This is a genomic window from Variovorax sp. VaC1 (genome assembly GCF_043658315.1).
In the GTDB taxonomy this organism is placed as follows: Bacteria; Pseudomonadota; Gammaproteobacteria; order Burkholderiales; family Burkholderiaceae_C; genus Variovorax.
Window position 1 is genome coordinate 781,747 of the sequence record NZ_JBIGLT010000001.1, and the last position, 12,997, is coordinate 794,743.

Sequence of the window (12,997 nt, forward strand, 5' to 3'; positions counted from 1 at the left end):
GGGGAATGCGGGCAAGCCAATAATGGCGCCATGCATTCCCCGACCCGCCTGTCTTCGTTCCGTTTCTCCCTGTTGCTCCTGTTGCTTCTGGCCCCCTTGATGGGCTGGGCGCAAGACCGCGCGCAAGCCCTGCTGCAATTCGAGGGCGTGCAGACGCGCTACCAGGCCTTCTACGGGCCGGGTGCCGTGGTGCGCGGCGCGCGCGAGCAGCTGGACCCCGACGACCAGGCCATTGCGGACAAGGCGCTCAAGGCGTTGGACGTGGCCGCGACACGCGCCTTCGATGTCAAAGCCTCCGTGAGCGCGATCCGACAGGAAGTGGCAACGGCCGGCAAGGGCGGCGCCGCACCGAGCCCGCAGGTACTGGCCGCGGTGGGCCGCCTTGCACAACTGCGCATCGACTACGCCGCGAAGAACGATGCCGCCAAATCCGAGTTCATCAACCAGCAACAGGCCCGGCTGACCGATCCCGTGCGCGTCGAACTGCTGGGCCGCATGGCCGTGGCCGAGATGCGCGAAGTCGACTTCTCGAGCCAGCTGCTGCTGGCTGCGGTCGTCAAGCAACTGGCGCGCGGCAATGGCGGGCAGTTCACCTCGCTGCCGAACAGCACGCTCGACTCGGCCCTCGACACGCTGTGGTCGCGCGGCGTGACTTCGACGCACGCGCGCAACCTGCTGATCGTGGCACGCGAAGTCGAACGACAGGTGACGCTGGTGCTGCTCTGCGCGCTGCCCGACGAAGACGTAGCCGCGCTGCTTGCATGGCGCAACGACCCGCAGGCCGCGGCTGAACGCGAGGCGCTGCTGGGCACCTACCGCGCCGAAGTCAAGGCGAGCGGCGCGGTGGCGATCCGGACGATGCTGCGCGCCTGGCCGCGCTCTTGAGGCCGGTGGCCCGCGCGGTACCGTGCTTGTCGGGCGCCGCGGCATAGGGCATGAAGCGGCTCTGGTTTTCGTCCACGTCGAGCGGCCGGCCCACGAAGGGGAAGGCGCGCTGCGGGCAGGCCTCGCGTTCGCAGACCTTGCAGCCTGCGCCGATGGGCGTGGGCACTTCGGGGTCGCGCAGGTCCATGCCCTTGGAGTAGACGAGCCGCGTGGCGTGGCTGATGTCGCAGCCCAGGCCGATCGAAAAAGTCTTGTTGGGCGAACCGTAGCCGCGATAGCCGTGCGAGACGGTGCGCGCGATCCACAGGTAGGCGCGGCCATCGGGCATGCGCGCGAGCTGCGTGAGCACGCGGCCTGGTTGCGCGAAGGCTTCGTACACGTTCCACAGCGGGCAGGTGCCGCCGGTCTTCGAGAAGTGGAAGTGCGTCGCCGACTGCCGCTTCGAGATGTTGCCCGCGCGGTCGACACGAATCAGGAAGAAGGGCACGCCGCGCGCATCGGGTCGCTGCAGCGAGCTCAGGCGGTGGCAGATGGTCTCGAAGCCCACGCCGAAGCGGCGCGCCAGCTGGTCGATGTCGTAGCGCAGGTGCTCGGCGGTTTCAAGAAATTCGCCATAGGGCAGCAGCAGTGCGGCGGCGAAGTAGTTGGCAAGGCCGATGCGCGCCAGCGAACGGGCCGTGTCGCTCGACAGCGGCGCCGCGGCCACGAGTTCGTCGAGCATGTCGCCGAGCTCGAAGAAAGCCAGCTGCGTGGCGAGCTGAAAGGCGTGCTGGCCGGGCTCCAGGTGGGGCGAGAGCCGCAGCACGCGCGAGGCGGGGTCGAAGCGCCGCTGCGCGCCCGCGTCGCCATCTTCGGCGGGCACCACCTGCACGCCGTGCCGCTCCAGCAGCCGGTGCGCGAGGCGGTCGCCGGGGTTGCCCTCGCGCAGCTTCCACTGCGCGGCGAAGGCTTCGGCCGCATCGTCGAGCGGCGCGATGTGGTTCTGGTGCGCAAAGAAAAAGTCGCGCACTTCCTCGAAGGGCATGGGCCGTGCCTGCGGCAGGCGGGCGAGGTCGCCGCGGCTGTCACCGAGTTCGCCGGCCAGGGCTTCGAGCCGCTCCATGGCATCGCGATGGCGCTGGTGCAGCGCCACCAGCGCGCGGCCCACGGCGGGCATCTGCGTGGCCACTTCGCGCAGTTCGGCGAGTGCAACGGCATCGCCGCCGGGGTTGTCGGCCAGTGCCTCGCGCAGGCTGGCGATGAGGCGCGCTTCTTCGTCTTCTGAAAAAGCCTGGATGTCGACGCCCAGCGTGGCGTGCAACCGCAGCAGCACCGGCACGGTGAGCGGCCGCTGGTTCTGCTCGATCTGGTTCAGGTAGCTGGGCGACAGGCCGAGCTGCTGCGCGAGCGCGAGCTGGCTCAGGCCGCGCTCTTCGCGCAGGCTGCGCAGGCGCACGCCCATGAAGGTCTTCTTCATCGTTCGGTCCAGTTCTTTTTTTCTGTGATTCGCAGAATTCGCAAATCTGGCGGCAATGCCTTCGCAATCATTCGCCAATTCAGGTCTTCATTATGGGCACGATCTTGCGTAAATTGCGAATCATGCAAAGCACTCGCGGCCGGGTCCGCCTCATCGAAGTGGTGTTCCCCGAACACACCAACCACTACGGCACGCTGTTCGGCGGGCAGGCGCTGCAGCTGATGTCGAAGGCTGCCTTTCTCTGCGGCCGGAGCTTCGTGCGCGGCGACGTGGTGATGGCGCGCTGCGGCGAGGTGCTGTTCCATGCGCCGGTGCGGCTGGGCAGCACGCTGGTGTTCGACACCGAGGTGTCGCGCGTCGGCCGCAGCTCGCTCACGGTGCGCGTGTGCGGCAGCGTGCAGGACGTGGCCACCGAGGCGCTCTCGTGCGTGCTCGAGGGCGAATTCGAGATGGTGGCGGTCGACGCCACCGGACGCCCGGTGCGGCTGACGACGCCGTCGCGCCTTCATGACGAAGAAACATTCGAGGAGACCGTATGACCGCAGTGATCGATACCGTGCAAGCCACCCCTGGCTTCAAGCCGAAGAAATCCGTTGCACTCTCGGGCGTGACCGCGGGCAACACGGCGCTGTGCACCGTGGGCCGCACGGGCAACGACCTGCACTACCGGGGCTACGACATCCTCGACATTGCCGACGTCTGCGAGTTCGAGGAGATCGCGCACCTGCTGGTGCACGGCAAGCTGCCGAGCGGCGCCGAGCTGCGTGCGTACAAGGGTCGCCTGAAGGCGATGCGCGGCCTGCCCGCGAGCGTGAAGGAAGCGCTGGAGCGGCTGCCCGCCAGCGCGCATCCGATGGACGTGATGCGCACGGGCGTTTCGGCGCTCGGCTGCGTGCTGCCCGAGAAGGACGACCACTCGCTGCCCGGCGCACGCGACATCGCCGACCGGCTGATGGCCTCGCTCGGCTCGATGCTGCTGTACTGGTACCACTGGTCGACGCAGGGGCGGCGCATCGAGGTCGAGACGGACGACGACTCCATTGGCGCGCACTTCCTGCATCTGCTGCACGGCCGCGCGCCTTCCGCGAGCTGGGAGCGTGCGATGCATACCTCGCTCAACCTCTATGCCGAGCATGAGTTCAATGCCTCGACCTTCACCGCGCGCGTGGTGGCGGGCACGGGGTCGGATGTGTACTCGGCCATCACGGGCGCCATCGGCGCGCTGCGCGGCCCCAAGCATGGCGGCGCGAACGAGGTGGCCTTCGAGATCCAGAAGCGCTACGACACGCCCGACGAGGCCGAGGCCGACATTCGCCGCCGCGTGGAAGCCAAGGAGGTCGTCATCGGTTTCGGCCATCCGGTCTACACCATGTCGGACCCGCGCAACGTGGTCATCAAGCGCGTGGCGAAGCAACTGTCGGACGAGGCCGGATCGACCCGCATGTACGACATCGCCGAGCGGCTCGAAACCGTGATGTGGGACGCGAAGAAGATGTTCCCGAACCTCGACTGGTTCAGCGCCGTGAGCTATCACATGCTGGGCGTGCCGACCGCGATGTTCACGCCGCTCTTCGTCATCGCGCGCACCAGCGGCTGGGCCGCGCACATCATCGAGCAGCGGCAGGACAACAAGATCATTCGCCCGAGCGCGAACTACACCGGCCCCGAAGACCAGGTCTTCGTGCCGATCGCACAGCGTCGATAGGACAAATCCCGAGGGCGCGAATGCGCCGGAGGGCGTGCAATGCGCGGTGCCTCGCATCCGCGCGGGCCAGCCATCCGCGTGCCATCCACTTTCGGGAACCCCGCCATGAACATCGACCGTCGAAGCTTCTCAGCCCTCGTTCCGGCGTTTGCGCTGGGCGGACTCGCGCCGCGACTTGCGCGGGCGCAGGCTGCGGCGTTTCCGTCCAAGGCCATTCGCATCGTCTGCCCGTTCGCGCCGGGCGGCGGTTCGGACTTCATCGCGCGGCTGGCCGCGGCGAAGCTCGGCGAGCGCGTCGGCCAGACGGTGCTGGTGGACAACCGGCCCGGCGCCGGCGGCGTGCTGGGCACCGAGATCGGCGTGAAGGCCGCACCCGACGGCTACACGCTGCTGCTGGTGGCGGGCAGCTACACGGTCAACCCGGCGCTCTACAAACTCAGCTTCGACCCCGTGACCGACATCACGCCGGTGATCCAGCTGTCGCGCGGCGCGTATGTGCTGTGCGTGAACGCGCAGGTGCCGGCACGCACGCTGCAGGAGCTGCTGGCGCTTGCGCGCAAGGACCCGGGCAAGCTCACCTTTGCATCGAGCGGCGCTGGCGGGCACCTGCACGTGGTGACCGAATACATGTTCGAGATGGCAAAGGTCAAGGCCACGCACGTGCCCTACAAGGGCACCGGGCCGGCCGTCAACGACCTGCTGGCCGGCAATGTCGACATGCTGTTCGCCGGCACCGAGGCGCTGATGCAGCACGTGAAGTCCGGCAAGCTGCGCGCGCTGGCCGTGAGCACGGCGAAGCGGCTGCCGGCCTATCCGGACATTCCTTCGGTGGCCGAAAGCGGCTTGCCCGACTACGACGTCGTGGCCTGGCACGGCCTGGTGGCGCCCAAGGGCGTGCAGCCCGCGGTGCTGGCGCGGCTGAGCAGCGAACTGAATGCGATGCTCCGCGCCAAGGACGTCGAAGACCGCCTGGAGCCCACGGGTGTGGGCGCGGCCGGCGGCACGCCGGAAGAATTCGGTGCGCTGATCCGCGCCGAGATCACGCGCTACGGCAAGGTGATACGCGAGGCCGGCATCAAGGCCGAATGACCCCTTTTGTTTTTTGTTCAGAGAGAGACCCAGACCTCATGTCCGCACACATCAGCAACATCCGCCCCGAACCCGACCAGGTGCTGGTCGACATCGTCGACTACGTGCTCAACCACCAGCAGATCACCAGCGCACTGGCCTATGAGACCGCGCGCCACTGCCTGATCGACACGCTCGGCTGCGGCCTGGAAGCGCTCGAATACCCGGCGTGCACCAAGCTGCTCGGGCCGATCGTGCCCGGCACGGTGGTGCCGAACGGCGCCAAGGTGCCCGGCACGCCGTACCAGCTCGACCCGGTGCAGGCCGCCTTCAACATCGGCACGATGATCCGCTGGCTCGACTTCAACGACACCTGGCTCGCGGCCGAGTGGGGCCATCCGAGCGACAACCTCGGCGGCATCCTCGCCACGGCCGACTGGCTCAGCCGCAATGCGGTGGCGGCAGGGCGCAAGCCGTTGACGATGCGCGACGTGCTCACGGGCCTGATCCAGGCGCACGAGATCCAGGGCTGCCTGGCGCTGGAGAACTCGTTCAACAAGGTGGGGCTCGACCACGTGGTGCTGGTCAAGGTGGCATCGACCGCCGTGGTGGCGCGCCTGCTGGGGCTCACGCGCGACGAGATCATCAACGCCGTGTCGCTCGCCTGGGTCGATGGACAGAGCCTGCGCACCTACCGCCATGCGCCCAACACGGGCAGCCGCAAGAGCTGGGCCGCGGGCGACGCCACCAGCCGCGCGGTGCGCCTGGCGCTGATCGCGAAGACGGGCGAGATGGGCTACCCGAGCGTGCTGACCGCCAAGACCTGGGGCTTCTACGACGTGCTGTTCAAGGGGCAGCCCTTCAAGTTCCAGCGGCCGTATGGCAGCTACGTGATGGAGAACGTGCTGTTCAAGATCAGCTTCCCGGCCGAGTTCCACAGCCAGACGGCGGTGGAGGCGGGCATGACGCTGCACAAGCAACTGGCGCAGGCCGGCAAGACGGTGGACGACATCAAGCGGGTGACGATTCGCACACACGAGGCCTGCATTCGCATCATCGACAAGAAGGGGCCGCTCAACAATCCGGCCGACCGCGACCACTGCATCCAGTACATGGTGGCGGTCCCGATGATCTTCGGCCGCCTGACGGCCGGCGACTACGAGGACAGCGTGGCGAACGATCCGCGCATCGACGCGCTGCGCGACAAGATCGTGTGCGTGGAAGACCCGGAGTTCACCGCCGACTACCACGACCCCGAGAAGCGCAGCATCGCCAACGCGCTGACGGTCGAGTTCAAGGACGGCACGAGCTTCTCGGAGATCGTGGTGGAGTACCCGATCGGCCACAAGCGCCGCCGCGCGGACGGCATCCCGCTGCTCGAAGCCAAGTTCCGGACCAACCTGGCGCGCCGTTTCGCGCAGAAGCAGCAACAGGCGATTCTGGATGTGTCGCTTGACGCGAAGAAGCTCGAGGCGATGCCGGTGAACGAGTACGTCGACCTGTACACGGCCTGAGGCATGGGCCCTGTGGGCGGCCCTGCCAAAGAGGGCCGTGGCATCATGAAAAAGTACGGTTCGCCGTGCTTCTTCACAGCCACTACAACACAGGAGAACAAGATGTTTCCCACTCGCTTTGCCTCGCTCGCCATCGGGCTTGCCGTCTCGATGCTCGCCCAGGGCGCCGCTGCCCAGGCATGGCCCACCAAGCCGATCCGGCTCGTCGTGCCCTTTTCGGCGGGCGGCGCCAACGACCTGATGGCGCGCGCTGCGGCCGAAGGTGCATCGAAGCAGCTCGGCCAGCCGGTCATCGTCGACAACAAGCCCGGTGCCGGCGCGATCCTCGGGGCCGACGTGGTCGCCAAGAGCGCGCCCGATGGCTACACCTTCCTGGTGAGCGCGGCGGGTGTGGTGTCGAACAGCATGATCAAGAAGAGCATGCCGTACAAGGACGATGCGCTGGTGCCCGTGGCCATGATCGGGCTCGCGCCTTCGGTGATCGTGGTGCCGGCCAACGCACCCTACAAGGACCTGAAGGAATTCGTCGCCGCATCGAAGAAGGCCGGTGGCGGCTTCCATTGGGCGACGGCCGGCACGGGCAGCACGCCGCACTTCGTCGAAGGCATCCTGGAAACGAAGTACGGCAGCAAGCTCGACGTGGTGCCCTACAAGAGCGGCTCGGAGTCGATCACGGCGGTGCTGGGCAGCCAGGTCGAAGCCACGTCGGAGGCCAGCATCGTGGTGCTGCCGTATGTGAAGAGCGGCAAGCTGAAGGCGCTCGCGGGCACCTGGACGCAACGCATCTCGGCCTACCCCGACCTGCCGACGGCGGCGGAAGAGGGCTTTCCCGAAATCCGCATCGCGCACTGGGCTGGCGTGCATGCACCGCGCGGCACGCCCGACGCGATCATGGACAAGATGGCCGCGGCGATCGACGCCGCCATGAAGACGCCCGCCACCGTCGAGCGCCTGAAGGGCATGGGCATCGAGCCCATCGGCGGCACGCGCGCGAGCTTCACCAAGTTCGTCGACGAAGAACGCACACGGCTCGGCGGCGTGGTCAAGGCGACCGGCATGAAGGAAGACTGAGAACCCCATGAGCACAACCAGCGAATCTCCGAAGAAAACCCTGCGCCGACTGGCCGAGGCGCGCCGCGGCGTGCTGGTGCCGGGCGCGTTCAACGCGATGTCGGCCCGCGTGGTCGAAGACCTCGGCTTCGAGGCGATCTACATCACCGGCGCCGGCGTGACCAACATGTACCTCGGCCTGCCCGACCAGGCCTTCATGGGCCTGCATGAGATCGCCGAGCACACGGCGCGCATCCGCGACGCGGTGGGCCTGCCGCTGCTGGTCGATGCCGACACCGGCTTCGGCAATGCGCTCAACGTGCGCCACACGGTGCGCGTGCTGGAGCGGGCAGGGGCCGACTGCATCCAGCTCGAAGACCAGGTCAGTCCCAAGCGCTGCGGGCATTTCTCGGGCAAGGCGGTGATCGACACCGACGAGATGCTCGGCAAGATCAAGGCGGCGGTCGATGCGCGGCAAGACAGCGACCTGCTCATCATGGCCCGCACCGACGCGGCGGCCGTGCACGGCTTCGAGGCGGCCATCGAGCGGGCGCAGAAATTCAGCGAGGCGGGGGCAGACATCCTGTTCGTCGAGGCCGTGACGCTGGCCGACGAAGTGCGCGCCATGCCGAAGCGGCTGGACAGGCCGCAACTCATGAACATGGTCATCGGTGGCAAGACGCCGACTTTCGGCGCCGAAGAACTGGGGGCACTGGGCTATGGCTTCGTGCTCTACGCCAACGCTGCCTTGCAGGGCGCGGTGGCTGGCATGCAACGTGCACTGACTGTGTTGCGCGACACCCGCCGGCTGGATGAAGACCCGGCGCTGGTAGCACCTTTTGCTGAAAGGCAGCGCCTGGTCGGCAAGCCTCTGCTTGACGATCTAGAGAAAAAGTATGCAAACTAGTCGAGTTTTCTGCGACGCGAAGGGCACTTGAGTTAGCGTGGTCAGAAAGTTCCTCGTCATTGTTTCAATTTCATGAACACTGCGATTCGATTAAATAGGGTTTTCCCTAGGAATCGTGGTGCAAACTTCAGGGCACCTCAAAGCCCAATCAAGAAGGAAATGAAATGAAGACCTCGAACATCCTCGCCGCCGCCGCTCTGTCCCTGCTCGCCGCCGCTGGCGCCCATGCAGAAACCTACGAAGGCGTGCACTCCGTGACTTCCGGCTACAGCCGCGCTGACGTGGCACCGCAAGCCGTGGCAGCTGCCCGCGCTGGCAACGTGTACGGCGACAACGGCGGCGCCGCGTCGACCGCAACGCCGGTGCTGGCCGCTTCGGCCGACCGCGCCACCATCCGCAGCCAAGCTGTTGCCGCTGCACACGCACCGGGCCAGAACCTGCGCCCCGAAACCTTCGCTGGCAGCGTGATCCCTGCGCAAGCCAAGAGCCTGACCTTCACGCGTCAAGCCGGTCTGTAATTTGTCGCGGCGCAAGCCGCTTCAGGTCGCAAACCAAAGAAAAACCGGACCCGGCGAAAGCCTGGTCCGGTTTTTCTTTTGGGGCGCCGTCTGTATTACTTGCGCTTGGCGCCGTGCCGATGGCAATCGGCCGCATGGTCGTCCACGATGCCGGTGGCCTGCATCCACGCGTAAACGATGACCGGCCCCACGAACTTGAAGCCGCGCTTCTTGAGCGCCGCAGAGATTTCTTCCGACAGCGGCGTCTTCGTCGGCACGCTGCCGGTGCGGTTGACGATGGGCTTGCCGCCCGCCATGCCCCAGATGAATTTCGAAAAATCTTCGCCCGCCGCCTGCATCGCGAGGTAGGCGCGAGCGTTGCCGATGGTTGCCTCGATCTTCGAGCGCGAGCGCACGATGCCGGCGTCCTGCATCAGCCGTTCGACATCGGCCTCGGTGAACTTGACGATCTTCTCGGGCACGAAGCCCTTGAAAGCCTTGCGGAACGCATCGCGCTTGCGCAGGATGGTGAGCCACGACAGGCCCGCCTGGAAGCCGTCGAGTATCAGCTTTTCCCACAGTGCGCGGCTGTCGTGTTCGGGCACGCCCCATTCGGCGTCGTGGTACTCGGTCAGCAGCGGGTCGGTCTGGGCCCAGGCGCAGCGGATCTTGGTGGAACTTGGGGTGCTCATGGTCGGGTTCTTGGCTTGGCTATCGTCGGCGTGTTTTCAGAATGAGGGAGTCACCCTGATGCAGCCATTTCGTTTTTCATTGTCGGCCCTTTCGCTGGGCCTCGTGCTCGGCCTTGGTGCGCCGGCCTTCGCCGAAACCCTTAAAAAGCCCGCGCTCGACCAGCTTGCCGCTGCATGGCAGGGCGGCAAGGCGCCTGCCGATTTCAACGCGTTCCTGGCGCAAGCCGCCGAGGCGAACCCTGCGGTGGGGTCTGCAGTGGCTGCCTACCGCCGCAAGTCGCCACTGGCCGGCGATGACCTCGTCAACATCGCGCGCCTGCTCGGCCTGTACAACCGGCTGCAGAACCAGCAAGCCGTGATCGCGAGCATCGGCACCATGGTGGCGATTCCCACGGTGCGCAACGTGCAGGTGCCTCCGCACGAAAGCCCGCCGATCATCGAGTTCGGCCAGCTGGTCGAGAAGATGGCGAAAGATTTCGGGCTGGCCTTTCGCAACGTCGACAACCGCATCTTCGAAGTCAGCCTGAAGGGCAAGGGCAGCGAAGAATTCGGCATCCTCACGCACGCCGACGTGGTGCCCGCGGTGCTTTCCGAATGGGTGCTCGACGACGGCACGCGCCTCGATCCCTTCAAGATGACCCGCGTGGGCGACTTCCTCTACGGCCGCGGCACCATCGACGACAAGGGCTCCATCGCCGCCGTGCTCTACGCCATGAAGGCCGTGAAAGACAGCGGCCTGCCCATCGACCGCAGCATCCGCCTCATGATCGAGACCACCGAGGAGACCGGCGGCGACGCGATGCAGTACTACCGCACGAAGACGCAACTGCCGGCCTACAACATCGTGCTCGACAGCAAGTACCCGGCGGTGGTGGCCGAAAAGGGATCGGGCGCACTGAGGGTGCTGTTCCCGGCCGAAGCGACCGACAGCGCGGCGACGGCGATCACGGCCATGGCCGGTGCCGCCTCGGCCAATGCCGTTCCGCAAACCGCCACGGCCACGCTCAAGGGCGGCGACCTCGCGGCCGTTGCCGCAAAGCTCGAAGCCGCCAGGCCTGCATTCCTGCAGAAGTACGAAGGGCAGGGCGGCAAGTTCTCCATCGACATCGCACGCGGTGCCGACAGCATCGATCTCAAGGTCACGGGTGTCTCGGCTCATGGCTCGCGGCCCGAAGAGGGCGTGAACCCGTTGCCGCGCCTGGCGCTGTTCCTGCAAGAGTCCGGCGTGCCGCTGGCGGCCAACCACTACCTGAAGGCGGTGAAGTACATCGACGCGCTCTACGGCACCGGCTACCTCGGCGAGAAGCTGGGCCAGGGCTACAAGGACGACTTCATGGGCCCGCTGACTTTTTCGCTCAACCTGATCCGCATGGGCAATGACGGCAGGCTCGAAGTCACGGTCAACGTGCGCATGCCGCGCGGCCGCACGCCTGATGAGCTGAAGGCCCAGGTGGCTGAAAAGATCAATGGCTGGGCCATCGCCAACCAGGTGAAGCTCGAAGTCAACCACGACCAGGGCAACTGGATGGCTCGCGACCCCAAGGGCGCGTGGCTTTCGACGCTGCTCGACATCTACGGCGACACCACCGGGCTCGAAGCCAAGCCCGTGCCCACGGCCGGCAGCACCACGGCCAAGCTGATGCCCAACGCGATCAACTTCGGCCCCGCCATGCCCGGCAAGAAGTACACGGCGCACAACGCGAAGGAATACAAGGAAGTGCCCGACCTCGATGCCGACATGCAGATGTTCACCGAGATGCTGGTGCGCATCGGCAACCTGCGGCAGATGCAGTAGCCGCGGTGGCCCTGGCTGGCGCGAAGCCAGGGGCCACTGCCGGCAACGGTCAGCGGTCGGCGATCAGCGCAGGCCGTGCGCCTGGAGCGCGGCCTTCAGCCGCCGCACCTCGTGCTGCAGGTCGAGGATCAGCGCAGCGGCGTCGAGCCCCACGCCGAAGTCGCGCTCCAGCCGGCGCGCTTCGAGCGCGTGCTGCAGGTCGGCGCTGGAGAATTGCCAGCGCTCGGGTGGCGTTCCGGCGGTCTCGACCTGCAGGATGCCGACCTCGACCAGCTGCACCACCCAGGCGGTGTCGGCACCGACGGCGTGCGCCAGTTCGTTGGCCGCCAGCGGGTGCGCGGCGCTGATGGCGGTAGCCGTTGTGAGTGTGAAATTCACCATGCTCAGACTCCCAGATGCTGGCGTGGGTGGAACGATGCCGTGGCTTGCGCCAGCTGTTCGTAGGCCTTGCGGGCTTCGTCGCTGTCGGCGGGCGGCAGCGCGATGTCGATCAGCAGGTACAGGTCGCCGGGTGTCTTGCCCGCAAGCCCCCGGCCCTTGAGCCGCAGCTTGAGGCCGTTGCGCGCATTGCGCGGCACCGTGACCTCGACCACGCCGCCGGTCGGTGTCGGCACCTGCACCTGCGCGCCCAGCGCGGCTTCGGCGGGTGTGACGGGCAGCGTCATGTACAGGTCGCGCTCTTCCACGCGATAGAGCTTGTGCGGCGCGATGCGCACTTCAAGGTACAGGTCGCCGGCCGCTTCGCCGCCATGGCCGGGCATGCCTTGGCCCGCAAGGCGGATGAACTGGCCCGGATGCACGCCCGGCGGGATCTTCACGCTCAGCGTGCGGTTCTCCCACTGCGGATGGCCTTGCGCATCGATCGTTTGCGCGCGCAGCGTGATCTCGCGCTCGGCACCGTTGAGTGCGTCTTCGAGCGTGATCTCGATGGCCGCATGGTGGTCTTCGCCGCGTGCGCGGTAGTTCTGCCGCGTGGCGCCGCGCCGCTCGGCCTCGCCGAACATCGAGGAAAAGAACTCGCTGAAGTCGGCATGGTCGGCCGGCCCCTGGCGCGGGCCGCGATGGAACTCGTAACCCGCGTCCCAGCCGGGCGGAGGCTGGAAGTCGCCCTGCGGATGGCCGCCGCGCGCGACGCGGTCGGCCAGCGCGTCGTAGGCCGCGCGCTTCTCCTTGTCGCCCAGCACGTCCTTGGCCTCGTTGATGTCGCGCATGCGCGTCTCGGCGTCGGGCTCCTTGCTGACGTCGGGGTGGTATTTGCGGGCGAGTTTCCTGTAGGCCTTGCGCACTTCGTCGTCCGACGCGGTGCGCTCGATGCCCAGGGCGCTGTAGTAGTCCTTGAATTCCATGGTGCAGCGTTGGTTACCGTGTTTCTAGGGGTTTCGGGACCAGATTGGGACTCAGCGGCAGCATACAAGCACGCTGCCCGCC

At 66.8% G+C, this 12,997-nt stretch carries 13 protein-coding genes; 9 read left to right on the forward strand and 4 right to left on the reverse strand.

Features of this window, described 5'->3' with window-relative positions; genetic code table 11:
- The first annotated feature begins 30 nt into the window (after window positions 1-30).
- Window positions 31-885 carry a hypothetical protein gene (locus ACGLHS_RS03810; protein WP_394476983.1) on the forward strand — a complete coding sequence of 285 codons (855 nt, stop codon included), beginning with the start codon at window positions 31-33 and terminating at the stop codon, window positions 883-885.
- Here the strand turns inward: ACGLHS_RS03810 and ACGLHS_RS03815 are convergent.
- Window positions 827-2,341 carry a short-chain fatty acyl-CoA regulator family protein gene (locus ACGLHS_RS03815; protein WP_093237284.1) on the reverse strand — a complete coding sequence of 505 codons (1,515 nt, stop codon included), beginning with the start codon at window positions 2,339-2,341 and terminating at the stop codon, window positions 827-829. The genes ACGLHS_RS03810 and ACGLHS_RS03815 overlap by 59 nt on opposite strands.
- A 122-nt stretch (window positions 2,342-2,463) precedes the next feature.
- On the opposite strand from ACGLHS_RS03815, the gene ACGLHS_RS03820 reads away from it, so the two are divergent.
- From ACGLHS_RS03820 to ACGLHS_RS03850, 7 genes are all read left to right on the forward strand, one after another.
- Entirely contained in the window at window positions 2,464-2,880 is a 417-nt protein-coding gene (locus ACGLHS_RS03820) for an acyl-CoA thioesterase (protein ID WP_394476986.1), read from the forward strand.
- Window positions 2,877-4,046 carry a 2-methylcitrate synthase gene (gene prpC / locus ACGLHS_RS03825; protein WP_394476989.1) on the forward strand — a complete coding sequence of 390 codons (1,170 nt, stop codon included), beginning with the start codon at window positions 2,877-2,879 and terminating at the stop codon, window positions 4,044-4,046. Before ACGLHS_RS03820 ends, prpC begins: the two co-directional genes overlap by 4 nt.
- A gap of 105 nt (window positions 4,047-4,151) precedes the next feature.
- Window positions 4,152-5,135 carry a Bug family tripartite tricarboxylate transporter substrate binding protein gene (locus ACGLHS_RS03830; protein WP_394476991.1) on the forward strand — a complete coding sequence of 328 codons (984 nt, stop codon included), beginning with the start codon at window positions 4,152-4,154 and terminating at the stop codon, window positions 5,133-5,135.
- Window positions 5,136-5,173: 38 nt separating this feature from the next.
- On the forward strand, window positions 5,174-6,628 hold the full coding sequence (locus ACGLHS_RS03835) for a bifunctional 2-methylcitrate dehydratase/aconitate hydratase (RefSeq protein ID WP_394476993.1): 1,455 nt from the start codon (window positions 5,174-5,176) through the stop codon (window positions 6,626-6,628).
- A 150-nt stretch (window positions 6,629-6,778) separates the two neighbouring features.
- Complete coding sequence (locus ACGLHS_RS03840; protein ID WP_394478167.1) at window positions 6,779-7,699, forward strand: Bug family tripartite tricarboxylate transporter substrate binding protein; 921 nt, start codon at window positions 6,779-6,781, stop codon at window positions 7,697-7,699.
- Window positions 7,700-7,706: 7 nt separating this feature from the next.
- Window positions 7,707-8,585: an oxaloacetate decarboxylase gene (locus ACGLHS_RS03845; RefSeq protein WP_394476995.1), complete on the forward strand. Its 879-nt coding sequence runs from the start codon at window positions 7,707-7,709 to the stop codon at window positions 8,583-8,585.
- 164 nt (window positions 8,586-8,749) lie between these two features.
- Window positions 8,750-9,103: an alpha/beta hydrolase gene (locus tag ACGLHS_RS03850; protein WP_093237291.1), complete on the forward strand. Its 354-nt coding sequence runs from the start codon at window positions 8,750-8,752 to the stop codon at window positions 9,101-9,103.
- Window positions 9,104-9,198: 95 nt separating this feature from the next.
- Here the strand turns inward: ACGLHS_RS03850 and ACGLHS_RS03855 are convergent, their stop codons facing one another.
- Window positions 9,199-9,774 (reverse strand): DNA-3-methyladenine glycosylase I, encoded by a 576-nt coding sequence (locus ACGLHS_RS03855; RefSeq protein WP_394476997.1) that lies wholly within the window; start codon window positions 9,772-9,774, stop codon window positions 9,199-9,201.
- 58 nt (window positions 9,775-9,832) lie between these two features.
- Between ACGLHS_RS03855 and ACGLHS_RS03860 the strand changes: the two genes are divergently transcribed.
- Complete coding sequence (locus ACGLHS_RS03860) at window positions 9,833-11,569, forward strand: dipeptidase (protein WP_394476999.1); 1,737 nt, start codon at window positions 9,833-9,835, stop codon at window positions 11,567-11,569.
- A gap of 63 nt (window positions 11,570-11,632) precedes the next feature.
- Here ACGLHS_RS03860 and ACGLHS_RS03865 read toward each other — a convergent pair whose 3' ends face one another.
- Together ACGLHS_RS03865 and ACGLHS_RS03870 are read right to left on the reverse strand one after the other, a co-directional pair.
- The gene (locus ACGLHS_RS03865; RefSeq protein WP_093237294.1) at window positions 11,633-11,950 is read right to left on the reverse strand and encodes a chaperone modulator CbpM; all 318 of its coding nucleotides are present in this window, start codon (window positions 11,948-11,950) and stop codon (window positions 11,633-11,635) included.
- Between the two features lie 2 nt (window positions 11,951-11,952).
- Entirely contained in the window at window positions 11,953-12,915 is a 963-nt protein-coding gene (locus ACGLHS_RS03870; protein WP_093237295.1) for a DnaJ C-terminal domain-containing protein, read from the reverse strand.
- Between the last annotated feature and the right edge of the window lie 82 nt (window positions 12,916-12,997).

What these genes read in the sequence shown, in the direction of transcription:
- ACGLHS_RS03810 (WP_394476983.1), top strand. Translation starts at nt 31, where the DNA reads ATGCATTCCCCGACCCGCCTGTCTTCGTTCCGTTTCTCCCTGTTGCTC.
- ACGLHS_RS03815 (WP_093237284.1), bottom strand. Translation starts at nt 2,341, where the DNA reads ATGAAGAAGACCTTCATGGGCGTGCGCCTGCGCAGCCTGCGCGAAGAG.
- ACGLHS_RS03820 (WP_394476986.1), top strand. Translation starts at nt 2,464, where the DNA reads ATGCAAAGCACTCGCGGCCGGGTCCGCCTCATCGAAGTGGTGTTCCCC.
- prpC (WP_394476989.1), top strand. Translation starts at nt 2,877, where the DNA reads ATGACCGCAGTGATCGATACCGTGCAAGCCACCCCTGGCTTCAAGCCG.
- ACGLHS_RS03830 (WP_394476991.1), top strand. Translation starts at nt 4,152, where the DNA reads ATGAACATCGACCGTCGAAGCTTCTCAGCCCTCGTTCCGGCGTTTGCG.
- ACGLHS_RS03835 (WP_394476993.1), top strand. Translation starts at nt 5,174, where the DNA reads ATGTCCGCACACATCAGCAACATCCGCCCCGAACCCGACCAGGTGCTG.
- ACGLHS_RS03840 (WP_394478167.1), top strand. Translation starts at nt 6,779, where the DNA reads ATGCTCGCCCAGGGCGCCGCTGCCCAGGCATGGCCCACCAAGCCGATC.
- ACGLHS_RS03845 (WP_394476995.1), top strand. Translation starts at nt 7,707, where the DNA reads ATGAGCACAACCAGCGAATCTCCGAAGAAAACCCTGCGCCGACTGGCC.
- ACGLHS_RS03850 (WP_093237291.1), top strand. Translation starts at nt 8,750, where the DNA reads ATGAAGACCTCGAACATCCTCGCCGCCGCCGCTCTGTCCCTGCTCGCC.
- ACGLHS_RS03855 (WP_394476997.1), bottom strand. Translation starts at nt 9,774, where the DNA reads ATGAGCACCCCAAGTTCCACCAAGATCCGCTGCGCCTGGGCCCAGACC.
- ACGLHS_RS03860 (WP_394476999.1), top strand. Translation starts at nt 9,833, where the DNA reads ATGCAGCCATTTCGTTTTTCATTGTCGGCCCTTTCGCTGGGCCTCGTG.
- ACGLHS_RS03865 (WP_093237294.1), bottom strand. Translation starts at nt 11,950, where the DNA reads ATGGTGAATTTCACACTCACAACGGCTACCGCCATCAGCGCCGCGCAC.
- ACGLHS_RS03870 (WP_093237295.1), bottom strand. Translation starts at nt 12,915, where the DNA reads ATGGAATTCAAGGACTACTACAGCGCCCTGGGCATCGAGCGCACCGCG.